Annotated in this window: 22 protein-coding genes; 11 read left to right on the forward strand and 11 right to left on the reverse strand. The window is 60.8% G+C overall.

Annotation, left to right across the window (positions count from 1 at the left end):
* Nucleotides 1-200: 200 nt before the first annotated feature.
* Complete coding sequence (locus ACZ0AZ_RS20925) at nt 201-1,109, reverse strand: LysR family transcriptional regulator (protein ID WP_463538046.1); 909 nt, start codon at nt 1,107-1,109, stop codon at nt 201-203.
* Nucleotides 1,110-1,246: 137 nt separating this feature from the next.
* On the opposite strand from ACZ0AZ_RS20925, the gene ACZ0AZ_RS20930 reads away from it, so the two are divergent.
* From ACZ0AZ_RS20930 to ACZ0AZ_RS20940, 3 genes are all read left to right on the forward strand, one after another.
* The gene (locus tag ACZ0AZ_RS20930) at nt 1,247-2,275 is read left to right on the forward strand and encodes an alpha/beta hydrolase (protein ID WP_463538047.1); all 1,029 of its coding nucleotides are present in this window, start codon (nt 1,247-1,249) and stop codon (nt 2,273-2,275) included.
* Between the two features lie 114 nt (nt 2,276-2,389).
* Nucleotides 2,390-2,734, forward strand: coding sequence for a cyclophilin-like fold protein (locus ACZ0AZ_RS20935; protein WP_463538048.1), 345 nt, complete (start codon nt 2,390-2,392; stop codon nt 2,732-2,734).
* Nucleotides 2,735-2,875: 141 nt separating this feature from the next.
* Entirely contained in the window at nt 2,876-3,508 is a 633-nt protein-coding gene (locus tag ACZ0AZ_RS20940) for a carboxymuconolactone decarboxylase family protein (RefSeq protein WP_240783189.1), read from the forward strand.
* Between the two features lie 40 nt (nt 3,509-3,548).
* On the opposite strand, the gene ACZ0AZ_RS20945 is transcribed toward ACZ0AZ_RS20940, so the two are convergent.
* On the reverse strand, nt 3,549-4,511 hold the full coding sequence (locus ACZ0AZ_RS20945) for a cupin domain-containing protein (RefSeq protein WP_463538049.1): 963 nt from the start codon (nt 4,509-4,511) through the stop codon (nt 3,549-3,551).
* Nucleotides 4,512-4,609: 98 nt separating this feature from the next.
* Between ACZ0AZ_RS20945 and ACZ0AZ_RS20950 the strand changes: the two genes are divergently transcribed.
* Nucleotides 4,610-5,836 carry an MFS transporter gene (locus ACZ0AZ_RS20950; protein WP_129998530.1) on the forward strand — a complete coding sequence of 409 codons (1,227 nt, stop codon included), beginning with the start codon at nt 4,610-4,612 and terminating at the stop codon, nt 5,834-5,836.
* Between the two features lie 54 nt (nt 5,837-5,890).
* Here ACZ0AZ_RS20950 and msrA read toward each other — a convergent pair whose 3' ends face one another.
* From msrA to ACZ0AZ_RS20970, 4 genes are all read right to left on the reverse strand, one after another.
* Nucleotides 5,891-6,397 (reverse strand): peptide-methionine (S)-S-oxide reductase MsrA, encoded by a 507-nt coding sequence (gene msrA, locus ACZ0AZ_RS20955; protein ID WP_129998531.1) that lies wholly within the window; start codon nt 6,395-6,397, stop codon nt 5,891-5,893.
* 91 nt (nt 6,398-6,488) lie between these two features.
* Nucleotides 6,489-7,553: an alpha/beta hydrolase family protein gene (locus tag ACZ0AZ_RS20960; RefSeq protein ID WP_129998532.1), complete on the reverse strand. Its 1,065-nt coding sequence runs from the start codon at nt 7,551-7,553 to the stop codon at nt 6,489-6,491.
* Nucleotides 7,553-8,344 (reverse strand): enhanced serine sensitivity protein SseB, encoded by a 792-nt coding sequence (sseB, locus tag ACZ0AZ_RS20965; RefSeq protein ID WP_463570704.1) that lies wholly within the window; start codon nt 8,342-8,344, stop codon nt 7,553-7,555. Before sseB ends, ACZ0AZ_RS20960 begins: the two co-directional genes overlap by 1 nt.
* A 238-nt stretch (nt 8,345-8,582) precedes the next feature.
* The gene (locus ACZ0AZ_RS20970) at nt 8,583-10,709 is read right to left on the reverse strand and encodes a TonB-dependent receptor family protein (RefSeq protein WP_463538051.1); all 2,127 of its coding nucleotides are present in this window, start codon (nt 10,707-10,709) and stop codon (nt 8,583-8,585) included.
* 463 nt (nt 10,710-11,172) lie between these two features.
* Between ACZ0AZ_RS20970 and ACZ0AZ_RS20975 the strand changes: the two genes are divergently transcribed.
* The 4 genes from ACZ0AZ_RS20975 to cydB are packed head-to-tail and all read left to right on the forward strand — an operon-like array spanning nt 11,173 to nt 14,193.
* Nucleotides 11,173-11,388, forward strand: a complete 216-nt coding sequence (locus tag ACZ0AZ_RS20975) for a hypothetical protein (RefSeq protein WP_039758755.1) — start codon at nt 11,173-11,175, stop codon at nt 11,386-11,388.
* A 23-nt stretch (nt 11,389-11,411) separates the two neighbouring features.
* Nucleotides 11,412-11,801 (forward strand): VOC family protein, encoded by a 390-nt coding sequence (locus ACZ0AZ_RS20980; RefSeq protein ID WP_463538052.1) that lies wholly within the window; start codon nt 11,412-11,414, stop codon nt 11,799-11,801.
* 27 nt (nt 11,802-11,828) lie between these two features.
* The gene (locus ACZ0AZ_RS20985; RefSeq protein ID WP_463538053.1) at nt 11,829-13,178 is read left to right on the forward strand and encodes a cytochrome ubiquinol oxidase subunit I; all 1,350 of its coding nucleotides are present in this window, start codon (nt 11,829-11,831) and stop codon (nt 13,176-13,178) included.
* Nucleotides 13,179-13,191: 13 nt separating this feature from the next.
* On the forward strand, nt 13,192-14,193 hold the full coding sequence (gene cydB, locus ACZ0AZ_RS20990) for a cytochrome d ubiquinol oxidase subunit II (protein ID WP_310405074.1): 1,002 nt from the start codon (nt 13,192-13,194) through the stop codon (nt 14,191-14,193).
* A 3-nt stretch (nt 14,194-14,196) separates the two neighbouring features.
* Here the strand turns inward: cydB and ACZ0AZ_RS20995 are convergent, their stop codons facing one another.
* The gene (locus ACZ0AZ_RS20995) at nt 14,197-16,806 is read right to left on the reverse strand and encodes a bifunctional diguanylate cyclase/phosphodiesterase (protein WP_463570702.1); all 2,610 of its coding nucleotides are present in this window, start codon (nt 16,804-16,806) and stop codon (nt 14,197-14,199) included.
* A gap of 220 nt (nt 16,807-17,026) precedes the next feature.
* Here ACZ0AZ_RS20995 and ACZ0AZ_RS21000 point away from each other — a divergent pair, with 220 nt between their 5' ends.
* Nucleotides 17,027-19,231 carry an OsmC domain/YcaO domain-containing protein gene (locus ACZ0AZ_RS21000; protein ID WP_463538055.1) on the forward strand — a complete coding sequence of 735 codons (2,205 nt, stop codon included), beginning with the start codon at nt 17,027-17,029 and terminating at the stop codon, nt 19,229-19,231.
* Nucleotides 19,232-19,444: 213 nt separating this feature from the next.
* Here ACZ0AZ_RS21000 and ACZ0AZ_RS21005 read toward each other — a convergent pair whose 3' ends face one another.
* From ACZ0AZ_RS21005 to ACZ0AZ_RS21015, 3 genes are all read right to left on the reverse strand, one after another.
* Nucleotides 19,445-19,939 carry a PaaI family thioesterase gene (locus tag ACZ0AZ_RS21005; RefSeq protein ID WP_039758747.1) on the reverse strand — a complete coding sequence of 165 codons (495 nt, stop codon included), beginning with the start codon at nt 19,937-19,939 and terminating at the stop codon, nt 19,445-19,447.
* Nucleotides 19,940-19,947: 8 nt separating this feature from the next.
* Nucleotides 19,948-21,105 carry a GGDEF domain-containing protein gene (locus tag ACZ0AZ_RS21010; protein WP_039758745.1) on the reverse strand — a complete coding sequence of 386 codons (1,158 nt, stop codon included), beginning with the start codon at nt 21,103-21,105 and terminating at the stop codon, nt 19,948-19,950.
* Nucleotides 21,106-21,210: 105 nt separating this feature from the next.
* Nucleotides 21,211-21,459 carry a hypothetical protein gene (locus ACZ0AZ_RS21015; protein WP_129998743.1) on the reverse strand — a complete coding sequence of 83 codons (249 nt, stop codon included), beginning with the start codon at nt 21,457-21,459 and terminating at the stop codon, nt 21,211-21,213.
* Between the two features lie 166 nt (nt 21,460-21,625).
* On the opposite strand from ACZ0AZ_RS21015, the gene ACZ0AZ_RS21020 reads away from it, so the two are divergent.
* Nucleotides 21,626-22,267 carry a class II glutamine amidotransferase gene (locus tag ACZ0AZ_RS21020; protein WP_039758743.1) on the forward strand — a complete coding sequence of 214 codons (642 nt, stop codon included), beginning with the start codon at nt 21,626-21,628 and terminating at the stop codon, nt 22,265-22,267.
* A gap of 86 nt (nt 22,268-22,353) precedes the next feature.
* Nucleotides 22,354-22,695 carry a YajG family lipoprotein gene (locus ACZ0AZ_RS21025; RefSeq protein WP_039758740.1) on the forward strand — a complete coding sequence of 114 codons (342 nt, stop codon included), beginning with the start codon at nt 22,354-22,356 and terminating at the stop codon, nt 22,693-22,695.
* A gap of 812 nt (nt 22,696-23,507) precedes the next feature.
* Here the strand turns inward: ACZ0AZ_RS21025 and ACZ0AZ_RS21030 are convergent.
* Entirely contained in the window at nt 23,508-24,464 is a 957-nt protein-coding gene (locus tag ACZ0AZ_RS21030; RefSeq protein ID WP_039758738.1) for a 2-hydroxyacid dehydrogenase, read from the reverse strand.
* Nucleotides 24,465-24,482: the final 18 nt, after the last annotated feature.

A 24,482-nucleotide genomic window follows, 5' to 3' on the forward strand; every position in this document is an offset into this window, starting at 1 on the left:
CGAAAGCGGTGGGTCAGCCTGGTCATCAATTCACTGACCTGACGCCTTCGCGAGCAGGCTCGCTCCCACAGTGGATTTGTGAATCGATTGATTTCCGGAGTCTGACGCAAATCCCTGTAGGAGTGAGCTTGCTCACGAAAGCGGTGGGTCAGGCACTTACTCTGCTGGATGTGCCGACGCTATCGCGAGCAGGCTCGCTCTTACAATGGGGCTGGATCTCTGACCACGCGCAACGCTTCCACCACCAGTGAAAACGCCGGCGACGGTTGGCGGCGGCTGGGGTAGTAGAGGTGGAAGCCGCCGAACGGTTCGCACCAGTCCTCCAGCACTCTGACCAAACGCCCTTCAGCCAGGTGCGCGCCGAACTCGTCTTCGGGCAGGTAGGCAATCCCTAACCCGTTCACCGCCGCGTCGGCGATGTGCACGGTGGAGTTGAACACCAGTTGGCCGTCGACCCGTACTTTCAGCTTTTTGCCCTGACGCTCGAATTCCCAGGCATCGACACCGTCGTAGGTCGGAAATCGAATATCGATGCAGCGGTGTGCCGCCAGATCGCGCGGGTGTTGCGGGGCGGGGTGCCGGGCAAAGTAGCCGGGCGAGGCAACCACGGCCATGCGCAGCGGCGGGCCGATCGGCACGGCGATCATGTCCTGGGCGACGGTGTCGCTGAAGCGCACGCCGGCATCGAAGCGGTCGGCAACGATGTCGCGGAAACCGTAGTTGATATCGAATTCGAGCTTGATGTCCGGGTACTGCAGCAGTAGCGGCGTCAGCTTGGGCAGCAGAGTGGTCTTGATGATGTTGTCGCCGCAGGTGATCCGCACGGTGCCGGCGGGCTTGTCGCGCAACTCGGTCAGGGCGTCCAGCTCGGCTTCGATTTCATCGAAGCGGTGCCCGATGGCGTGCAGCAAGCGTTCGCCGGCCGCCGTCAGCGACACGCTGCGCGTGGTGCGGGTCAGCAGGCGAATTTTCAGACGCGCTTCCAGCGCCGAGACTACCTGGCTCACCGCCGATTGCGTCACGCCCAGTTGCACCGCCGCGCGGGTGAAGCTGCCGCTGCGGGCCACGGTGACAAAGGCGAGCAGGTCGTTGAAGTTGGGTTTGGCCATGGCGCAACGCTCGGGTTTATTGATTAGCTTGGTTTATAACCGCATTAAGCACTCATTAGCTAATCAAAGCCTCAAGCCTGCGCAACAATACCTCCATCCCGGCCTCGCCTGGGTTCCCGATCAAGGACGCCCCTCCCATGAAACGACTGTTCATAATGCTCGGGTTTGTCCTGAGTTCATTCACCGCATTCGGAGCTGACATGTCCCACGGTGCTGACAACTTCTTCAAAAGCGACAAGGTGACCGTGCAGAAGGTCAGCTTCAAAAATCAATACCAACTCACCGTGGTCGGCAACCTGTTTGTCCCCAAAGGACTCGACCCGGCAGCACGCAGCGCGGCGATTATCGTTGGCCATCCGATGGGCGCGGTAAAGGAGCAGAGCGCCAATCTGTATGCGCAGAAACTGGCGGAGCAGGGCTTTGTCACCCTGTCGCTGGATCTGTCGTTCTGGGGCGAAAGCGAGGGCGCGCCGCGCAATGCCGTGCTGCCGGACATGTACGCCGAAGACTTCAGCGCGGCCGTCGATTACCTCGGCACACGGCCATTCATCGACCGCGAGCGCATCGGCGTGCTGGGCATTTGCGGCAGTGGCAGCTTCGTGATCAGCGCGGCGAAAATCGACCCACGCATGAAAGCCATCGCTACAGTCAGCATGTACGACATGGGGGCGGCCAACCGTGACGGCCTCAAGCATTCGCAAAGCCTCGAACAGCGCAAACAGATCATCGCCCAAGCGGCCGAACAGCGTTACGCCGAATTCACCGGCGGCAAGGTCGCATACACCGGCGGCACGGTGCTGGAACTGAAGGCCGACACGCATCCGATCCAGCGTGAATTCTTCGATTTCTACCGCACCCCGCGCGGCGAATTCACCCCAGCCAGCTCGACGCCGCAACAGACCACGCGGCCGACGCTGAGCAGCAACACCAAGTTCATGAACTTCTATCCGTTCGTCGATATCGAGAGCATCTCGCCGCGCCCGATGCTGTTTATTGCCGGTGCCGACGCGCATTCCCGTGAGTTCAGCGAAGAGGCGTTCCGGTTGGCGGGGCAGCCGAAAGAACTGGTGATCGTGCCGAATGCCGGCCATGTCGATCTGTACGACCGGGTCGAGCTGATTCCTTTTGCCAAGCTGACACAGTTCTTCAAGAGCAACCTGAAGTAACTTTCAACGCGACGGAGCGAAGCGATGCGGATTTTTGCCAACGGCTGGAAGGGATTCGTACTGATGGCATGGCTGCCCTTTGCTCTGTCTGCTGCTAACCCGGAGGAGACCACGATGTGGATGACCGTCGGAGAACAGCGTTTTGCCATTGCTCTGGATGACAACCCGAGTACGCGGCAGTTGCTCACGCGATTGCCGCTGAGCCTGGAAATGACCGACCTGCACGGCAATGAAAAATACGCCACCGTGCAGCCGCCATTGCCCACCCAGCCCTACCGGCCGGGCACGATCCACAACGGCGATTTCCTTTTGTATGGCGACGATACGTTGGTGGTCTTCTACAAGACCTTCGATTCGTCCTACCCCTATTCGCGTCTTGGTCGCATCGACCGGCCGCAGGACTTGGCCGAAGTCTTGGGGCGCGGCGATGTGCGGGTGACGTTCACTCTGCATGAGTGAGGAGAGTCATTGATGAACCAGAGATCGTTATATCAAGGGCGCCTTCTGCGCATCGTGGCCCTCGGCTGCGCGGTCCTTGCCAGTGCAGCCTGCGTGAATCCCCTTTGCGCCAATCCTTCCCGATCACCGGAGAAACCGATCATGAAAGAACAGCCTCTGACGCCTAAACAACTGGCGATCGCGCCGATTGCCGCCAACGCTGCAATCGGCGACATGCCGCGTTTGCACGACGCACTCAATCGTGGTCTCGATGCCGGGCTGAGCATCAGCGAGACCAAGGAAATTCTGGTGCAGCTGTACGCCTACGCCGGTTTCCCGCGCAGCCTCAACGCCTTATCCTTGCTGATGAAGGTTGCGCAGGAACGCGCTGCACGCGGCATCGATGACGCAGCAGGACGTGAGCCCGGTCCGGTGCCATCGGGGTATGCGCTGATCGAACTCGGCACCGACAATCAGACTCGTCTGGTCGGAGCGCCGGTGTCCGGCCCACTATTCGAATTCGCCCCGGCGATCGATCAGTTTCTGAAAACGCACTTGTTCGGCGATATCTTCGCCCGCGACAACCTGCAATGGACGGATCGGGAACTGGCGACGGTTGGCGCACTGGCGGCAATGGCTGGGGTGGAGTCACAGCTGGAGTCGCATTTGAAGATCAGTCTGAATGTTGGGTTGACGGTTGAACAGTTGCGCCAGGTTGCGCAGGAATTGGAGGTGCGTGGGGATTTGCAGGCAGCGGAGCGGGTGGTCGCGGGGCTGGAGAAAGTCCAGCGGTGAGGGCGGTTCGGATTCATTGCCGCGCTGTTAATGCAGATTCTTACAGTGCGCGCTGGCGCCGACTCGCTCCCGGCGAGCTTCCCGTTATCCGCTTGAAGGCACGACTGAACGCCGCTTGGGAGGTGTAGCCCAGGCGCTGCGCCACTTCTTCGATCGGCAGTCTTTCCAGGGTCAGCCACTGACTGGCCAGGCGCATCCGCAGTTCGGTGGCATAGCGTAGCGGTGGGGTGCCGAGGGTGGTCTGGAAGCGTTCGGCGAAGACCGAGCGCGAGGTGTTGCACAGCGTTGCCAGTTCGGCGACGCTCCAGTCGCGCCCCGGTTGTTGGTGCAGGGCCAGCAAGGCCTGCGCCAGGCGTGGGTCGCGCAGGGCGGCGACGAGACCGGAGGCATTGCCGCAAGCGCATTCGACCCAGCCACGAACAATCATTGCCGCCACTACGTCGGCCAGGCGCGCGAGAATGCCGGCGAAGCCGATGCGCGCGGCGCTGACTTCGCGCTCCATGGTGGCGAGAATCGGCATCAGGCCCGGATAGCGCTGGCCGCCGGCGTCGATCAGCATAAGACCCGGCATCAGCCGACCGAGGCCTTGCAGGCTGCCGAGCTCGAACTCCATACAGCCACTGAAGAGCAGCGCGCTGTCGGGCGAATCGTTGCTTTGCCCGACCTGCACCGCGCAGACCGTGTCGCAGAGTGGCGCGGTAACCGCGCTGTCAATGTCCTGCACTTGCGCGCCTGCGTGTGACAGCAACTGGTGCGCGGCCCCATGGGAAATGAATACCGCATTGCCCGCCGACAATTCGTAAACGCTGCCGTCCTCCAGCCGCAACACCGTCGATCCAGCGGCGACGAAGTGGAAATACGCATGGCCGGGTTTGTCGCTGAAACCCAGGCCGTAGGGCGGGCCGGCGTGGATCCGCCGATATTGCACGCCACGCAGGCGCATGCTGCGCAACAACTCGGTGATCAGGTCTGAAGACACAGAGAAGGAATCAATGCTCGTCATGTTCGGGGTTTCGATCAAAAGTTCAAGACTGTGCATCATAGATCATCCGGATTGCCCTCAATAGACTGCCTTCTCGAAATGTCCGAGGGAGTCTTGAAATGAATGAACGTGTAGGTGATGGGCGAATTGAAGAGGCGCCGATGGTGCCTGCATGGATGGCGGTGTTTTCACTGGCGATGGGCGTGTTTGGTCTGCTCACGGCGGAATATCTGCCGGCCAGCCTGCTGACACCAATGGCGCTCGATCTCGGCGTCAGTGAAGCGCTGGCGGGGCAAGCCGTTACCGTGACAGCGGTGGTCGCGCTGTTTGCCGGATTGCTGGTGCCAGGATTGACGCGCAGCCTTGATCGGCGGCTCGTATTACTTGGCTTTTCGGCACTGATGATCGCGTCGAATCTGCTGGTGGCGTTGTCGTCCAGCCTCGCCGTATTGCTGATCATGCGTATTCTTTTGGGCATAGCCCTCGGCGGATTCTGGAGCATGGCGGCGGCCGTGGCGATGCGCCTGGTGCCGGCGGCGCTGCTGCCACGCGCGCTGTCGATCATCTTCAGCGGGATCGCCGTGGGTACCGTAGTGGCGGTGCCGCTGGGCAGTTATCTCGGTGGCCAGTTTGGCTGGCGCAGTGCGTTCTACGCCGCAGCAGCGGTGGGCATGGTGACGCTGGTCTTCCAAATGTTCACGCTACCCAGTCTGGCGCCGCATCGCCCGTCACGCCTGCGCACGGTGCTCGAGGTGTTGCTGCGACCGGGCATTGCCATCGGCATGTTCGGCTGCGTACTGGTGCACACCGGCCACTTCGCGTTGTTCACCTATATCCGGCCATTTCTGGAAAGCACCACCGGCGTCGGCGCGCAGACCTTGGCACTGATGCTCCTGGGTTTCGGCGTGGCGAACTTTGCCGGCACGCTGTTCGCCGGCTGGTTGTTGCAGCGCAATCCACGCGCAACCCTGGTGCTGATGCCGGTGCTGGTGGGCGTTGCCGCTCTGGCGCTGGTCGGGTTACCGGCGTCGGTCAGTGGGCAGGCATTGCTCCTTGCATTGTGGGGGATGGCCTTTGGTGGCGTGCCGGTGGCGTGGTCGAATTGGGTGGCGCGCTCGATACCCGATCAGGCCGAAAGCGCAGGCGGCATGGTCGTCGCATCGGTGCAGTCGGCGATTGCCGCAGGCGCTGCCGCCGGCGGTTCGGTGTTCAGCTTCAGTGGGATCAATGGCGTGTTTGTAGCGGCTGGAATTCTGATGTTGCTGGCCGCGCTGCTGATTGCACTGAAGGTCAACGTCGATGTGCCGGAGCCGGGCTCGGCGCCAGCGGTGCCGGTGCATTTGTGATTTGATCAGGGGGCGGCGTTGGTGGGGCACCGAGCCCAGCCAACGCCGTTGTCGTCAAGCGCGCTTCGGCAGTTTCCAGTTTGGCCGGATGAAGTGGCAGGTGTAGCCGTTCGGAATCCGCTCCAGGTAATCCTGGTGCTCGGGTTCCGCTTCCCAGAACGGGCCGGCAGGTTCTATTTCCGTAACTACTCGGCCGGGCCACAATTTCGAAGCGTCGACGTCGGCAGCGGTGTCTTCGGCGACGGCGCGCTGCTCGTCGTTAAGGTAATAGATCGCCGAGCGATAGCTCGGGCCAAGATCGTTGCCCTGCCGGTTGGGCGTACTCGGGTCGTGGATCTGGAAGAAGAACTCGAGGATCTGACGGTAGCTGATTATCGCCGGATCGAATTTGATCTCAATGGCTTCGGCATGGTTGCCGTGGTTGCGATAGGTCGCATTCGGCACATCACCGCCGGTGTAACCGACTCGGGTTTTCAGCACACCCGGGTAGCGGCGTAACAGATCCTGCATGCCCCAGAAGCAGCCGCCGGCGAGAATGGCAGTTTCGGTTTGAGTGGTCATGGTGTGTGCTTCCTCTCGGAGACGATGGGGGATACCCACTGTTATGAGGGCGGGTTGGCTGATTCCAAGGTCATGAACGAACGTGATCTGATCAAAGGGCTTGATGGCTGCTCGCAGTTTTTGCAAGAAAATCGCTGATCAGTGACGTTACCTGTTGCTGAATCACCGCACGTGGCCGGGCATTTTCACCATCGCGACAAATGATGCCGTCACCCGGACTGTCTTCTTCAAGCAAAGCCTCCGCCACTGGTTTGCACTGCGACATGAAGCTGAAATGGCTGGCGTCGGCGATTTCGATATAACGCGTCGATGCCAGAGGCAGGCGCTTGGCCAGATCAACTGACTCCAATGCTGCCGGCAGATCCTGCGACGGTGCACCAGCAGCGATCACCAACGTTGGCACCGGCAATGTCGCCAGGCTCTGGCTGGTCATGCCGCGCGAAAGGCCCAGGTCCAGCGAAATCACAGCGGTGACGCGCTGGTCGCGCAGGTCACCGGCCAGTGCTGTCTTCAATTCCGGGGTGCTTACCGGAGTCATCTGTCGATAGACCTTGCAGCTGGAGAGCTGCGGATGGATTTTACAATCGCCCGCAAACAGGTCCGGATCGAACCGTGCTCCGGCGATTTCCAGCGCAGTCCAGCCGCCGAGGGAGTGGCCGACCACCGCAATGCGACCCTTGTCGACGGCGCCGAATTTATCCGGTTGAGAAGTGACTGCGTCAATGGCGCGGCTCAGGTCGGCGGGGCGCAGCCACAACTGTGCCGCCGCCACCGCGCTACGGTCATGGGTGGTGGTGCCGGGATGGTTGACGGCAGCGACGATATAACCCTGATGGGCCAGCGCACTCGCCAGCCAGGCCTGATTGCTCCAGTTGCCTCGGTAACCGTGGGACAGCACGACCAAGGGATGCTCACTCGCAACGGGCGGCGCATCACGAACGGCTGAGGCACCAACAAAGACTGCGTCATCGGCGATCAATTGGGCGGTGGTTGTTGTCGTGCCTGGGTACCAGACGACCATTTCCAGCGGACGTTTGTGTTGCGGGTCGGGCAGGATGGTGGACTGGAAACCGATGGCGCTGATGTCAGCCAGTGCGCTGGTCGAAAGGCCGATGACAAGCGAGGCCGCGAGTGCTGCTTTAAGTGGATTGATCATCACGCTCTACCAAACCCAAAAAAAGAACGCAGCTTGCTCGGTGACTTGCGTTCGTAAAAAGGCTTGGTCTCCCTGAGGAAGTAATCACTCAGCCCGGCTTCTCCCATCAGCACGCGACAAAAATCAACCGGCCCGCCATCAGGGGCTGTGTCCGCAGCGACATTGCCGGCTTCGCGCATGACCTGCTCGATATCGCCATCCGCTTCGATGCCGACGATCAGGTGCGGCTTTTCATCAACCGAGGGGTCGTGCATCAGCGCCAGGAACGCGCGTTTCACATTGGAGTGTTTGGCCAGCAGTTGCGAGAGCGAATGGACCATCGTCGATGGGTAGTCCGAAGGCTGTCCGAGCAACACGTTGGTCTCTTTTTCAACGGTGCGCTGCATGGCGGGCCGGCCGATTTCGCCTGAGAGCATGCGTTGCACTTCCTCCGGAAGGAATTCCTTGCCGTACGGCGACTTCGGATTCAGAAAGAGCAGCGCGCCCAGCGTGATTTCGAACAATGATCGGGCCGGTATCTCCACATAGCTCTGCTCGCTGTCGATGGATTGTTGCAGCGTTGGCAGCGAGGAGAAGAACGGAATGACCGGCGTACCATCGGGCTTCTGCCAATGGGCGATGCTGATATTGCTGCCGGCCTCGAGATTGACATGGCCTTGCCCTGCACCGGCGGTGCCGAGGATGTAGATGGTCGAATCAAGAAGCGTGCGATAGAACTCAGGGCGATGAGCGGGTTCGTCGGCGGCCAGTCGGAGTGATGTTTCCAGAGGGTTTTCTTGGGAAGTATCCATGAGATTAATCCGTTATTTTCTATGGAAGGCGATGATTACCGGGGCGATTCGCAGAGACATGCCCTTACGATGATACTCGTCAAAGATTTCGAATCCTGCGCCGTTCTAACCAAAAGCACAAAGCCAACTGTGGGAGCGAGCCTGCTCGCGAAGGCGTCGTGTCAGTCGAAATGATTCGCGACTGATCCACTGCTTTCGCGAGCAGGCTCGCTCCCACATTTGAATCTCGCGTTGGGTGTTATAGCAAACTCCACGAAACCCCAACATAAACCCCCATCCCTTCACCCGGCGTCGAGCGCGCGGCATCCGCTCCCTTGTCGTCATACCCCGGCGTGACCGTTGCCGCGTAGCGCTTGCCGGTCAGGTTGCGCATGTCCACCCAGCCTTGCCAGTCGCCCTTCGGCGCGTTGTAGCCGAGCGTGGCGCCGAACAAGGCGTACGGGTCGGCGTAATAGCTGTTGGCGTAGTCCACGGCAACTTTGGACACCAGTTGCGTGTTCACGGCGGCGAAGAAGCCCTGCGGCCAGTCGTAACGCAGTTCGCCCTGATAGTAGTGCATCGGCAAACCGGGCAGGCGGTTGTCGCCGAAGCGCTCATCGTCGCGGTAGTGAAAGTCGCTGAAGGTGTAGGCCTGGCGCAAGCTCAGTTGGCGTCCGTCGTCGGCAGTCCAGAGTTTGCTGTTCAAGCTGGCCTCGATGCCTTGGTGCACCGTCGGGCTGGCGTTGAGTTCGTAGGGCGTAACGGCATTGGCGTCCGGCAACACCGAGAGCAATTCGTGACGAACTTGCGCGTAGTACCAGGCCAGGCTCCATTCGCCCAAATGGCTGTCGCCACGGCCGCCGAGTTCTAGAGTGGTTGCGGTCTGGTTTTGTAGTTCGATCGGGTCGCGCTGGGTGCCGGTTGCAGCGCCGTTGCCGGCAGGGAAGCGCACGTTGGAGCTGTAGATCAGCGACCACGGGTGCGGTGCTTCGACGGAGCGGCTGAGGTTGCCGAACACTTGCACGTCCGGGGTGATCTGGTAGCGCAGGCCGATGCGCGGTGCATAGTCCCAATCGCTGAGACTGGTCTTGCCGCCACCCTGCGGATAGGTCACGGCGCTTTCGCGGCGGGTGTAGATGGCGGCAAGGCCGGTGGTCAGCCACAGGTCGTCGGCGATTTCCAGGTCGTTACCAAAATGCAGCACGGTGTCCGAGCCCTGATAAGTGAAATTACGCATCCGCGTGCCGGGCGCATAGCTGGCGGTGTTGCCACTCGGGATGCGCACGAACTCGCTGGCGCCATCGTTGGGCAGATGCTTGGTCACGCGCAGGCCGACAGTGCTGCGGCTCTCCATGCCGAACAGGCTGTCGCGGCGCTTGTAGTCGAAGGTGCCGCTGACGTCGGTGTATGCCACTTTCAGCCGGTTCGGGCCTTCGCGCAGATCCATCGGGTAGTCGTGGTAGACGAGGCCGGTCTGGAAGCTTGAATCGTCGTCGAGGTAGAACGTGGTCTTGTTGCCGATGAAGGTGCTGCCGGGTTGCTTGCGGCTGTCATCGCGGGCCACATACGCCGGGTTGGCTGCCCGTGGGCTGTGTTCGATGGAATGCTTGGTCACGCGGCCGGCGAGGTCGTTGTCGGTTTCCCGGTAGCGGATGTAGAAGCGGGTTTCCAGGTTCGGGTTGAAGCGATAGCCGAAGTTGGCGATCAGGCCTTTGCTCTCGCTGGCGGTGTGGTCCTGATAGCCGTCGGCGTTGGCATCGGTCAGGGACACGTAGTAATCAAAATCCCCCAGCACTTGCCCGGAGCTGATCTGGCGCTGCTGATAGCCATGGCTGCCGGTGGCGTAGCGTAGTTGCAGTTTCGGCGCGGTGTAACCGGTGTGGCTGACGTAATCGATAGCGCCGCCCAGCGCCAGCGAGCCGCGATCGAAGCCGTTGGCGCCGCGCAGCACTTCGACATGGTCGACCCAGAGCGGCTCGAGCAATTCATACGGCGTGCCGCCGGGGCCGGTGAGGGGCAAGCCATCGAGCATCGTGTAGAGCCCCGAAGCATGGGCGCCGGGTGCGCGGTTGATGCCGGAACCACGGATGGAAATCTTCACGCCTTCGTTGCCCGCCGACTGTGCATATACCCCCGGCTGATAGGCCAGCACATCCTGATTGCTGGCAACGCGGCCCTGCAACGGCTGGCGCATGTCGACCACGTTGGTGGCGCCGGGTACCTGTTCGAGGCGTTCCCTGGCGTCTTCGACCGAGGCATCTGCGCCGCTGCGCTGATCCGCCGAAATCAATACTTGCCCCAGTTCCAGACCTTGGGCCTCGGCCATCACCGGGCAGGCCAGGGCCAGGCCGAGCAGGGCAGTGGGCAATGATTTGGGCGACGGCATCGAGAAACTCCAGCAAACAGGGGATCGGGCAATGAACAGTGCGACGTCGGAACACACGCGGGAAACACATGGCGAACCAGGTTTTTTGCCCGGCAATCGCAGACAACCGAACGTCGGCTAACCTCGCGGATCAGGCCTTTGTGGTCAATAAACAATTTCTGCGGCCTGTTGAAGCGCGCGAAGGTCAGAGCCATGAATCTGTGATGTGCGGACACCTTCGCGAGCAAGCCCACTCCCACAGTGTTCAGTGATGCACCTGATATTGAAGACACACCCAATCCCTGTGGGAGCGGGCTTGCCCGCGAATGGGCCAGACCGGTCAACACCTTCACTGCAGATTCACCGCCGTCGCGGGCAGGCTCACTCCTGCAAAGGTTTCTGCATAAACAGTCCATCCGTCGTCTGCCCTGAACCTCCTTCGCGCTGATTTTTCTACCGGGTAAGTCCCTCAGGAGATTCCCGTATGTTCGATCAGCAAAAAAAGGCATCACTGGCGGCATGGCGCAAGATGGCGGAGCAGGCCGAGGCCGATCTGGATCCGGAACAACAATATGACGAACTGCTCAAGGCCGCCGATCAGATGGAGGAACAAGGCCTGATTACCAGCGCCGAGTGGCGCCAATTGGTACGCGACGCCGGTAACGTTTTTACCCTGAACGAGGAACAGCCACAGCGCTGACAGCTGCCATCGGAGGACGTCCCATGCTCAGTTATCTGTTTATCGGCGCCAACGATGTTGAGCGTTCGGCGGCTTTTTACAAGGCGATCCTGACGCCGCTCGGCTACCGGCATGATCGCGAAGAACACTACTGTTTTTACCTGCCCGATTGCGCCGACAAGTCCAACGGCCCCGGTAGCGTGCACATATCGCAACCGTTCAATGGCGAACCGGCCACAGCGGGCAACGGCATGATGCCGGCGTTTCGCGCCGACTCGCGGCAAATGGTCGATCAGGTGCACAAGACCGGGCTCGATCATGGCGGCAGTGATGAGGGCGCGCCGGGCACGCGCGAGGCCTACACGCCGGACTTTTACGTGGCCTATCTGCGCGACCCCGAAGGCAACAAGCTTGCTGTGTTCTACAGCGGCTGATGGATGGAGCCTGTTGATTCGGCCCTGATGGCCGCCCGCGCCCAGTTCGCGATCACGATCAGCTTCCACATCGTGCTGGCGGCGTTCAGCATCGGTCTGGCGAATTTCCTCATGGTGCTGGAAGCGTTGTGGTTGAAGACCGGGCGCCAGGTTTACCTGGACGTTTATCGCTACTGGCTCAAGGTGTTCGCCCTCAACGTCGCGGTGGGCACGGCGTCTGGATTGATTCTGGAGTATCAGTTCGGCCTCAACTGGTCGCGGCTGTCAGTGCAGGCCGGTGATGTCCTCGGCCCGCTGATGTTCTATGAAGTGATGGCGGCATTTTTCATCGAAGCGGGATTTCTCGGCATCATGCTGTTCGGCCTGAAGAAGGTCGGCCCGCGTCTGCATTTCTTCGCCACCTGCGCGGTGGCCGTGGGCTCGCTGATCAGCGCGTTCTGGATACTTTCGGCCAACTCGTGGATGCAAACCCCCGCCGGCTATTCGATTGGCGCGGACGGGCGTTTCCTCGCCGCGGACTGGTGGGCAATCATCTTCAATCCTTCGTTTCCCTATCGGCTGGCGCACATGCTGCTCGCCGTGTTTATCGGCAGTGCGACGCTGATTGCCGGCATCAGCGCCTGGCAGTTGCGCAACGCCTCGGCAAACCCCCGCGCTCGCCTGCAATTTTCCATGGCGCTGTGGGTGATAGCGGTGCTGATTCCTGTGCAGATTGTCATTGGTGACTTGCATGGGCGGCACAGTCTGCAAGCCCAGCCGCAGAAGGTGGCGGCAATCGAAGCTTCATGGACGCGCCCCGCGCAAGGGGCCGGAGAGCCGCTGCGGCTGTTCGCCTGGCCGGATAGGCAAGAGCGCCGCAACCACTGGGAGGTCGCTATTCCGCGAATCGGTTCGCTGTATTTGCATCACGACCTGACCAGCACCATCGCCGCGCTTGATGAATTCCCGCCAGAAGACATTCCTCCCGTGGCGCCGGTGTTTTTTGCCTTTCGGCTGATGGTCGGGCTTGGCCTGTTGATGCTCGGGCAGGGCGTGGTCAGCCTGATCCTGCGCCGGCGTAATCGCCTGTACACGGCGCGTCGGTGGTTGGGCGCGTGCGTGCTGCTGGCGCCGGCCGGGTTTCTGGCGATGCTCAGCGGCTGGGTTGTCACCGAAGTGGGGCGACAGCCGTTTACCGTTTACGGATTGCTGCGCACGGCAGACAGTCTGTCGTCAGTGTCGAGGGCTCAAGTCGTCGGGTCGACCTGGTTGATTCTGCTGTTTTATCTGCTGATCTTCGGCATCGGCCTGTGGGTATTGCTGCGTCTGTTGCGCGAGCCGCCACAGCAGGATCAACCCGGGCCGCAGCCGACCCTTGGCGACGAAACCGGACACTGAGGAGGGCGCAGACATGGACACGGACTGGCTGACCCTTTTGTGCGCGGCGGCGCTGGCGTTCTCGGTGATGAACTACGTGGTGCTCGACGGCACTGATCTGGGCGTCGGCATGCTGATGGGCCTGACGCAATCCAGCCAGCAGCGGCGGGCGATGGCCGTGACGATTCTGCCAGTGTGGGATGCCAACGAAACCTGGCTGGTGCTCGGTGGCGGAGGGCTGTTGGCGTTGTTTCCGCTGGCCTATGCGATCTTGTTGCCGGCTCTTTACGTGCCCTTTATCGTCATGTTCCTGGCATTGATTGCACGGGCCATGGCGCTGGAGTTTCGCGACTACGCAGCGAACGAACAGCGCAAACGAATCATCGATGGCGTGTTGGCGCTGGCGTCGCTGCTGACGGGTTTTGTTCAGGGCGTGGTGCTGGGGACTTTGGTGCAGGGCGTTGCGCATCAGGAGGGTCAGTACATTGGCGATGGCCGCGACTGGCTGAATCCGTTCCCGGTGTTTTGCGGTCTGGTACTGGTGCTGGGCTACGTGTGGCTGGGGACGTGCTGGTTGTACTGGCGCACCCTTGATGAATTGCAGCAGCGCTCGGACCGCCAGGCCCGCGTCCTGGCGCTGGTCGTCGCGGCATTATTGCTGGTGTTGATCGCATGGACGGCGATGTTGCAGCCGCAATATGCCCGGCGGCTCGCCGATATTCGGCTGTGGTTGCCGGCAGGGCTGATCCTCAGCGCTCTGGGATGGGTGTTCAGCAAAGGCTTTCACAGCCGCTTCGACTTCATCCCTCTGTTCGCCGCATTGGGCGTCTTCGTCCTGGCTTTCGCGATGATGCTGGTCGCGCTATTTCCCTTCATCATTCCGCCAGATTTGACCTTGAGCGAAGCCGCATCAGGCCCGAACAGTCAGATGTTCATGCTGGTCGGCTTCGCCGTGCTCATACCGATCACCCTGGCCTACAACACCTTCGGTTTCCGCGTGTTCAGCGGCAAGGTGCGCGTTGCCACCGACGACTGAGCTTCAGGTGACTCGGCCCTTTTTGCTGACTGGTGACAGCCTCGAAGCCCGCAATAGATCAGCAAAAGCCGCCTTGTCGATCGGCCGGCTCATGAAGTAGCCCTGCACCTCGTTGCATTGATCCTTGCCGAGAATCGCCAGTTGCTCCTCGGTCTCGACGCCTTCGGCCGTCACCGTCAAACCCATGGCTTTGCCCAAACCGATGATCGCCTGCACCACGGCGCGATCATTGGTGCCGCTGCTGATCGAGGCGATAAAGCGCTTGTCGATCTTGATCCCGTCGAACGGATAGGCGCGCAGATAACCGAGCGACGAATAGCCGGTGCCGAAGTCGTCCATGTTCAGACGCACGCCGAGTTCCTTGAGCTGATTCATGGTCGTCAGCGCGCCATCGGTGTCGTTCAGCATCACGTTCTCGGTGATTTCCAGCTCCAGGCGGCTGGCCGGGAAACGCGTTGCCACCAGCACTTCGCGAACGTCTTCGACCACATCGCTAAGGGCAAACTGCGCTGGCGAGAGGTTCACCGACAGCAGAATGTCAGACGGCCAGTCCAGCGCGGTTTCGCAGGCTTCGCGCAGAACCCAGCGCCCCAGCGGCACGATCAGGTCGGTCTGTTCGGCGAGCGGAATGAACACGTCCGGCCCGAGCAAGCCTTGGGTCGGATGCTGCCAGCGCACCAGCGCTTCCACCGAGACGATGTGCTTGCCATCAACCTTGTAGCGCGGCTGATAGTGCAGGACGAACTCGTTGTGCTTGAGCGCATGGCGCAGGTCATCTTCCATTTGCCGGCGCGTCTGGATCTGATCGCTCATGTGCGCTTCGAAATAGCACCAGGTGTTCTTGCCGTCGGATTTGGCCTGGTATAGCGCGATGTCGGCGTAGCGGATCAGATCGCTGGCGACGAAGCCGTGCCGACGGCTGAGCGCGATACCGACACTGGCGCCGATGTGCAGCGGATGCTGTTCGTAGAGAATCGGCTGATGCAGGCTGCCGATCAGCCGATTGCAGAACTTGTCGATTTCCTGATGGCTGTCCATGCCATTGAGCACCACCACGAATTCATCACCACCGAGGCGGGCAACGAGGTCGTGCTCGCGGGTGCACTCACGCAGACGCGTGGCGACTTCCTGCAGCACCGCGTCGCCGGCCGGATGGCCGAGGGAATCGTTGATCGGTTTGAAATTGTCCAGATCGATCATCAGCAGCGACAGCGGCGGTGCATGTTCCTTCAATAGCAGCACTTCATCCAGATAGCGCGCCAGTTTGTTGCGGTTGGGCAGACCGGTCAGGGCGTCGTGCATCGACAGGTGCTGGATCTGCGCGTGGGCGGCGACTTCGTCGGTGATGTCGCTGGCGGTGCCGCGATAACCGACGACATTGTCCTTGTCAAAAATCGGCCGTGCGGAGAGTCGGCAATGGCGCGGCTGGCCGGATTCATCGCGGTAGGTGCAACGCAAATCGCCGGCGCTGTTTTCTTCGCTGAGTTTGCGCAGCCACAGCTCCAGAGGTGTGGTGTCGCAGGTCAATAATTCGCCGATGTCCTGGCCCAGCCACAGGGCTTGCGAGTAGCCGGTGACCTCGCTGAAACGCGCCGACAGATAGGTCAGCGCCAACTGACCATCGACTTCCCAGATCCAGTCCGACGCCGCCTCGGCCACGGCGCGAAAACGTTCTTCGCTGGCTTCCAGCGCGTGGTTGGCCGCTTCCAATGCCTGATTCGACGCCTGCATCGCTTGGATACTGTTATCGACGTATTGCGAAGAGCGCAGGGCGTGGCGAAAAAAATATGCCGTCAGCAGCATCAGTACCAGGAATGTCGCGCCGAGCGGTGGCACCAGCGTCCACAACAATTGCTGGCCGGGCCGCTGCAGGTCGGCCACGAGGCTGTAGCCGGTGCTGTCGAGCGGTACGCTTGGATGGTCATTTTTAACCGTGTCATCCGGGACAAGGGTCAGGTTTGACAGGCCATAACCGCTGCCGATCTTGCGCAATTTGGTCGGCGTCAGCTTGTCGACGAATACCAGCACCGAGGTGTTTCTCAGTTCGTCCAGCGGACGCTCGTCGTTTGGAATGATCGCGGCAGCGGTGATCAGCGCCGGCCAGCCTTCGAACAGCGAATAGCTGCTGATCGGTTTGGTCAGGTCGGGCTGACTGAGCACCTGCTCGACCAACGCCGAGGCAGGCGCTTGCAGCACCGTGGACACGTCGGTTTCGACCATCTGCCCGCGAATCACCGCGTACTTGGTGCGATTGCGATCGAGAACGAACACGCCGTCATAGCCGTCGGTCGTGAACATGGTTTTGCCCATGTTCTGTTCGGTGTAGGCCCAGTCGACGTCGATCGGCCCGCTCAAGGCCTCATAGGCGCGGGTCCAGTAGGCGTAGCTGGTGATGTAGTTTTTCGAGGTGGTGATGCGGTTCTCCACGGCGCGCACGGAGTAGAACTGGTTCTGTTCCAGGTCTTTGGCATCAAGGGTATTGGCGATACCCAGCAAGGTGCTGATGGCGGCAATGACGCCAGCGACGAACAACGCGCCAACGGCGATGGCCAGGCGTCGGGTCACAGCGCGCTGTGGGGTGGGGATTGGCGGCGCAGCGTGAGTTACGGCCATGTGCTCGTCCTTGATCCGGTGTCTTCTGAATCTAGAACAATGGCGCGGGCACAATGTTCAGATTGATGTTATTGGCATCGCCGGGATTTGTTCAAAGTGTAGCGAATCTTGCGAGATTTCCAGCATGGCCGGCCAGCGGCGAATCCCGAAAGGGCGAGACTTCCCGCACAAAAACCGGATAATGGCCGCCATTCGTTTAGCCGTATTCTGGTAATCCCGCATGGAAATCAAGGTCAACTTTCTCGACAACCTTCGACTTGAAGCCAAGTTCGACGACTTCACGGTGATCTCCGATCAGCCAATTCGCTACAAGGGCGATGGCTCGGCACCGGGGCCGTTCGACTACTTCCTGGCGTCGTCGGCCTTGTGCGCGGCTTACTTCGTCAAGCTGTACTGCGACACCCGCAACATTCCGACAGAGCACATTCGCCTGTCGCAGAACAACATCGTCGACCCGGAAAACCGCTACAACCAGATCTTCAAGATCCAGGTTGAATTGCCCGCCGACGTCTCGGACAAGGATCGCCAGGGCATCCTGCGTTCCATCGACCGCTGCACGGTCAAAAAAGTGGTGCAGACCGGCCCCGAGTTCATCATCGAAGAAGTCGACAACCTCGACGCCGATGCCCAGGCCTTGTTGATGCCGCAGTCCGATTCCCAGGCGGGCACCTACATTGCCGGCAAGGACCTGCCGCTGGAACAGACCATCGCCAACATGTCGAAGATCCTTGCCGATCTCGGCATGAAGATCGAAATCGCCTCGTGGCGCAACATCGTGCCGAACGTCTGGTCGCTGCATATCCGCGATGCGCATTCGCCGATGTGCTTCACCAACGGCAAGGGCGCGACCAAGGAAGGCGCACTGGCCTCGGCGCTGGGCGAGTTCATTGAGCGCCTCAATTGCAACTTCTTCTATAACGACCAGTTCTGGGGCGAAGACATCGCCAATGCCGAATTTGTGCATTACCCGGACGAGAAATGGTTCAAGCCGGGTGCGAAGGACGAGTTGCCGGGCGAGATTCTCGACGACTATACCCTCGGCATTTACAACCGCGACGGCGAGTTGCGCGGTTCGCACCTGTACGACACCAACTCCGGCAACACCCAGCGCGGTATCTGCTCGCTGCCGTTCGTGCGCCAGTCGGACGGTGAGGTGGTGTACTTCCCGTCCAACCTGATTGAAAACCTCTACCTGAGCAACGGCATGAGCGCCGGCAACACCTTGGCCGAAGCGCAGGTGCAGTGCCTGTCGGAAATTTTCGAGCGCGCCGTCAAACGCGAAATCCTCGAAGGCGAAATGGCCCTGCCGGACGTACCGCAAGAGGTACTGGAGAAATATCCGAGCATCCTCGCCGGCATCAAAGGCCTGGAAGAGCAGGGCTTCCCGGTGCTGGTCAAGGACGCCTCGCTGGGCGGTGAATTCCCGGTGATGTGCGTGACCCTGATGAACCCGCGCACTGGCGGCGTCTTCGCTTCCTTCGGCGCGCACCCGAGCCTGGAAGTCGCGCTGGAACGCAGCCTGACCGAACTGCTTCAGGGCCGCAGCTTTGAAGGCCTCAACGACTTGCCGCAGCCGACGTTCTCAGGGCAGGCAGTGACCGAACCGAACAACTTCGTCGAGCACTTCATCGATTCCAGCGGTGTGGTGTCGTGGCGCTTCTTCAGCGCCAAACCAGACTTCGAATTCGTCGAGTGGGACTTCTCAGGCCAAGGCGAAAACTCCAATGCCGAGGAAGCCGCGACCCTGTTCGGCATCCTCGAAGACATGGGCAAGGAAGTCTACATGGCGGTCTACGAGCACATCGGCGCCAAGGCCTGCCGCATCCTCGTCCCGGATTACTCGGAGATCTACCCGATCGAAGACCTGATCTGGGACAACACCAACAAAGCCCTGCAATTTCGCGCCGACATTCTCAATCTGCACAACCTCAGCAAGGTTGGCCTGCGCAATCTGGTCCAGGGCCTGGAACGCAGCGAGCAGGATGACTACACCGATATCACCACGCTGATCGGCATCGAGTTCGACGACAACACACCGTGGGGCAAGTTGACGATTCTCGAACTGCGCCTGTTGATCTACCTCGCGCTGCAGAAGTTTGACGAGGCGAAGGATCTGGTCGAGGCGTTCCTGCAATACAACGACAACACCGTTGAGCGTGGCTTGTTCTATCAAGCGGTCAATGTGGTGCTGGAGATGGAGTTGGACGAAGATCTCGAGCTGGAAGACTACGAAGCCAACTTCCGTCGGATGTTTGGCGACGAGCGCATGGATGCGGCGATTGGTTCGGTCAATGGCAGCGTGCGCTTTTACGGTTTGACACCGACGAGCATGAAGCTGGAAGGGCTGGATCGGCATTTGCGCTTGATCGAGAGCTATAAAAAGCTGCATGCGGCGCGGGCGGGTGTGGCGGCTTTGTCGGGTTGAATAGCTGGCTGAGGACGTTTCGCTTTCGGCTTGAGTGTGGCTGCGTAGCTTGAACCGCAGCCCCTCATCCAGCCCTCTCCCGCGGGAGAGGGAGCCGATCCATGTGTTTTTCAATATTCGCGTTCGACTCGGTTTGCCAGGTCGGCGTATCTAGACCAAACACCGCGGTCAGTTCCCTCTCCGTCCGGGAGAGGGCTGGTGAGGGCTTTGGCTTTAGCGGCCATGCGCTGCATCCGCCAACTGCCCCGTATCCACTCGCACAAACACTGAATCACCCACCGCCGTCAGCACTTCCCCGGCATACACCTCGCAAATCACCCGGGTCTTGCGCCCGACCTCACCTTCGACCCGTGCACGCAAGAGCAGCGGTACGCCCATGGGCGTCGGTTTGATGAACTTGATCCCGAGGTTGCCCGTCACGCAGTCGATGCGCGGCAGGCTGCCGGCTTCGCGATTTTCTGCGCGGTAGTGCCAGGCCATGGCGGTCCAGTTGGAGTGGCAGTCGACCAGCATGGCGATCAGCCCGCCGTAGACCAGATCCGGCCAGCCGCAGTATTGGGCTTCGGGCACGTGTTCGGCGATCACGTGGCTGCCGTCTTCGTCCCAGCGACTCTTGACGTGCAGGCCTTGCGGGTTGCGGCCGCCGCAGCCGTAGCAAACGCCGTCGGGGGCGGCGAGGTCTTGCAGCGGGGTGTCGTGGCTGGACATGGTGTGGGTCATCCTGAAATGGCGAGGCCGGACAGGCGCAAGCGGTTGCGGCCGCCACGTTTGGACTCGTAGAGCGCGGCATCGCCAAGTTCGATCAGCGCATCCAGACTGGCTGGTGGTTTGTCGAACAGGGTGGCGCCGATGCTCAAGGTCACCGCAGCGGACGTGGGATAGGTGTGCGACGCCAGGGCCAGAAACTGTTCGCGCAAGGCATTGCCCAGTTCAAGGATAGCTTCGGGCGAAGCGTTGTTGAGCAACATCAAAAACTCATCGCCACCCAGGCGCGCAGTCAGCGCATTGGCCGGTAGCTGGGCACGGATCATCTCGCTCAAAGCGATCAGCAAGCGGTCGCCAGCGATGTGCCCATACTGATCGTTGACCAGTTTGAAGTTGTCGATGTCGATCAACAGCAGCGCACCCGGGCGTTGCGGGCCTACGCTGGCGAGCAGGCGTGGCGTGCGTTTTTCCAGGGCGCGGCGGTTGTAAAGGGCGGTGAGCGGATCGCGCTCGGCGAGGCGGGCGATCTGCTTTTCCCGGCGATAACGCTCGGTGCCGGTCATCGACAGCGCAATCAACATGATCGCCATGGCGCCTTCGACCAGTGAAATCTGGATGATCTCGCCACGAAACGCCGCCAGATCGATCAGCGTGCCGGGGATCACTACGGTCAGAGCCTTGGCCACATAAAAGATGCCATGGGCGAGCAGCACAAAGCGCAGTTGCACCGCGCCGACGCTCAGTGACTTGCCGTGCGGACGCAATAGCGAACTGGCCTTGAGTGTCGGAAGCGCCACCAGCAGCGAGTTGGCCACCAGCATGGCCTTGGACCACAGCGGTCCGTCCGGCAACATCAACATGATCAGCCACGTTGCGAAAACCAGGTACCACGCCGGCGACAGTCGGGTCTGGGTGAAGCGCGCGACGCCGAGCAGGAAAAAGAAGTGTGCAGTCACCAGCAGACCGTTGGCGAACCAGATGCCCAGCAGCAGAAAACCGCTGCTGCGCAGCAGGGCGAGGGTAGAACCGATGGTGATGGTGGCGAAACCGGCGCTCCAGAACAGTAGCGAAGGCTCACGGATGCTGCGCCATTCGACCGCCAGATACAGCGCGGCAGCGGCTGCGAGGGCGATCGTGATGGTCAGCATCGTTGGCGGGTCGAGCGGCATTTCCGGGCAGGCCTGTATGTATGGCAATAGGCCTGCGATTGTAAGCGTTTGGTCAGGTTTTTCGCAGGGGGCGCGTCGCCGGGCAGACCACTGGCGCTCCGGCGGTCACTCCTGGGCGGTCAGCCATGTGTCAATAACGCGGCGATCGAGCTCTTCCCAATAGGCCATGCCCAGCACTCGCGTGGTGTTGAGCCCGCGCAGGTAACCGCGCAGTTGCTGGGCGGTGTCGCGGATCAATGGCTTGTCACGCGCATTTTTGTCCAGCAGGACGCTTTCGTACTGCATCAGGTATTCGGCTACGCGCTCGCGATATTCGGGCAGCACGGCATCACGGATCAGATCAAACGTTCTCAAGGCGAGACCCTCATCATTTTTCTTGGTTTGCGCAGTGTGCATCAGTCTGCGCGGCACGCAACTATTGCTGGAAGTAATAGTGACCATCAAGAAACGCAAGTTCTGCTTTGCCAGCGATCGGCGGAAAATCGCCTCCATCGAAGACGCAGCTCAAGGAAATTGCGCGATGAACATTCTGACTCGACTGGCAATGATCGCCCTGCTGATGGGCGGGGTGGTTACCGCACCGGCTTACGCAGACGACGCCCGGTCGTGTCACCTGCAACCCATCGCTGCCAGCGCCTCGGCGTTGCAGCACACGCAGACCGTAGGTGTATTGCTCAGCGAAAACACGCTGCAGAACCTGCAATACCTGGAGCGCTACCACGACATGGCGCTGAACGGCGCGAAGGACGCACTGGACTCGCAAATCCGCGACGCCTTTGTCGGCAGCTCCGACCCGGAACTGGCGCTCGACTGGCTGGTGAGTTCGCTGCAGCAACAGTTCGTCTCGGTGACCGTTTACGACAACCTGGATGAACTGCTTCAGGCCCATCCGGATGTGGTGGTCAAGCTCGACACCTTCAATCGCTTGCTGACCCAACGCAACAGTCTCGTCGAGGCGCGCTTCTCTGCACGGTTCTACGACGCCGACCTGCAATACATCGGCAAGGCCGAGGGCGCAATCGAGCAGGAGTTGCCTTCGGTCTGGGTGCATGACCGTGCGGCGCCGCAAATCGCCGCGCAGATCAATCAGCAGCGTGACCTGCAACTCAATGCGCTGAAGCAATTCGATGTGTCGCTCAAGGCCTTGGTGGCGTCGAGCTGATTCTCCAAAAATTGAATGGCAGCGGCGATGCCGTGAAGTCGAACCGTTGCCGGTTGAACCGAACCTTTATTTTCAGGATTTACCCCATGCGTCCTTTATTCGTGCCAGCCATGGCTTTTGTTTCCCTGTTGCTCGCCGGTTGCGCTTCAGCGCCGAACGATCCGACGCTGACGTTGCAGACCAGCAAAACGCCGGCGCAGTACGCCGATTGCGTGGTGCCGAAGTTGCAGGGCAGTGCGTTGAACCCGACGGTTTCGCAGAATCAGCGCAGTTATCGGATTGTGGTGCCGAGCAAGGTGTCGGCGGACAACGTGCTGGAGGCGTACAAGGCGGGGAAGGGCGGCAAGGTGTTCATTTATGAGCGGCATTTGCTGGCGTCGAATCTGTTGCCTTCGAGTTTTGAGCGGGCGGCTCAGGAGTGCATTTGATCTGAGCGCTTGACGGGTTTTGACAGAGCTCCTTTGGTTGGCCGCAACCAACCAATTTTTTCGCCCCACACTGGTTTTCGGTTGTGGGGCTTTTTTTTGGGACTTGGCGGCCTTTGGGCCGACCATGCTTCGGGGTTTTTGGGTGTATATCCTTTTTTGGTGGTGTTGCGGCTGGCGGTTTCGCTTACGGCGAGGCACTTTTTCCAGACGCCGAAAAAGTACCCAAAAAGGCTTCGCCCTGACGTTCGGCCCGCTCGCTGGAGCTCGGGGTTCCTTCGCTCCGGAATCGATCCGGGCGCAGCGGCTACGGTTTGCTTCGCTGCACCTCCTTCCGCTGTGTACGACTGCGTCGTACGGTCGCTGCGCTCCCACCCCCGGATCAATCCCTCCCCTCAGCCTGCCGACGGGCTCCAGGATCAAAAGCTACTCGAGCTTGCGCTCATCGTGTTGGGTGGCGGGACGGCCTGCTTGGTTTGCTTTTGCTTTCCTGTGGGAGCGAGCTTGCTCGCGAAGGCGGCCTGCCAGCCGACCTGTTCTTGAGCGGAACGCGATCCAACTGGAGCTGCCGAAGGCTGCGATCTTTTGATCTGGCCTTCGCTTTTGCTTTTCCGTTGAGAGCAAGGCTGCATTGGACGTTGGGTGTTGACCAATTCCTGTTCACGCCACAAAAACCTGTGGGAGCTGGCTTGCCAGCGAAGGCGGCCTGACAGACGCCCCATTTCTCACTGAATGTACGCAATCAAACCTGTGGGAGCGAGCCTGCTCGCGAAGGCGGTGTGTGCCGCGATCACGAACAGCGCTCCGGAACCCGTTTACCCCGTCACACACCCCACCGGCACGTTCCCCGCAAACGTATCGACCAGACTCGCCACGACCATTTCCCCCATCCGCGTGCGTGTCTGAAGCGTGGCGCTGGCCCGATGCGGTTGCAGCACCACTTGTTCATTACCAAACAACGCTTCAGGCACATTCGGCTCATCGACAAACACATCCAGCCCAGCCCCGGCAATTTCACCAGCCGCAAGCGCGGCAACCAGGTCCGCTTCGTTCACCAGTTTGCCCCGGGCGACGTTGATCAGATAACCGTCCTTACCCAGCGCTTGCAGCACTTGCGCATCAATGATCGCTTCGCCCTTGTCCGCCGCAGCGGCGAGGATCAGGGCGTCGCTGTCGCGGGCCAGTTGTTTGAGGTCGGCGATGAAGGTGTGGGGGACGTCGCTCATCGGTTGCAGGTCGGTGTAGCTGATCGGGCAGCCGAAGGCGGCGGCGCGGGTGGCGATGGCGCGGCCGACGCGGCCCATGCCGACGATGCCGATGCGCATGCCGGAGACTTGTCGGGCCAAGGGCAGCGGGGCAAGTGGGGTCGGGCTTTGTGGCCATTGGCCGGAGCGGACGTAGCGGTCGCTGGTGCACAGGCCTCGACAGACCGAGATGAGCAGGCCGATGGCGAGGTCGGCGACGTCTTCGGTGAGGGCGCCGATGGTGGCGGTGACGCGGATGCCACGGTCGCGGGCGTAGGCCAGGTCGACGGCGTCGGTGCCAACACCATTGACCGCCACCACTTCAAGGTTCGGCAGTTGCGCCATCAGCGCCTGGCTGATGCCGGTGTGGCCGCCCGTTATAACGCCGCGAATGTTGGCGCCGTGTTCTTTTATATAGGCGGCTTTGTCCGGTTGCTGGAAGTAGCGACGTACGGTGAACAGTTGGTCCAGACGCGCGTTGATTTCCGGGATCAGGATCGGGCTCAGTTGCAGGATTTCTGGCTTCATGGCTACCTCGTTACGCAA

Source organism: Pseudomonas sp. AC239, assembly GCF_979258545.1.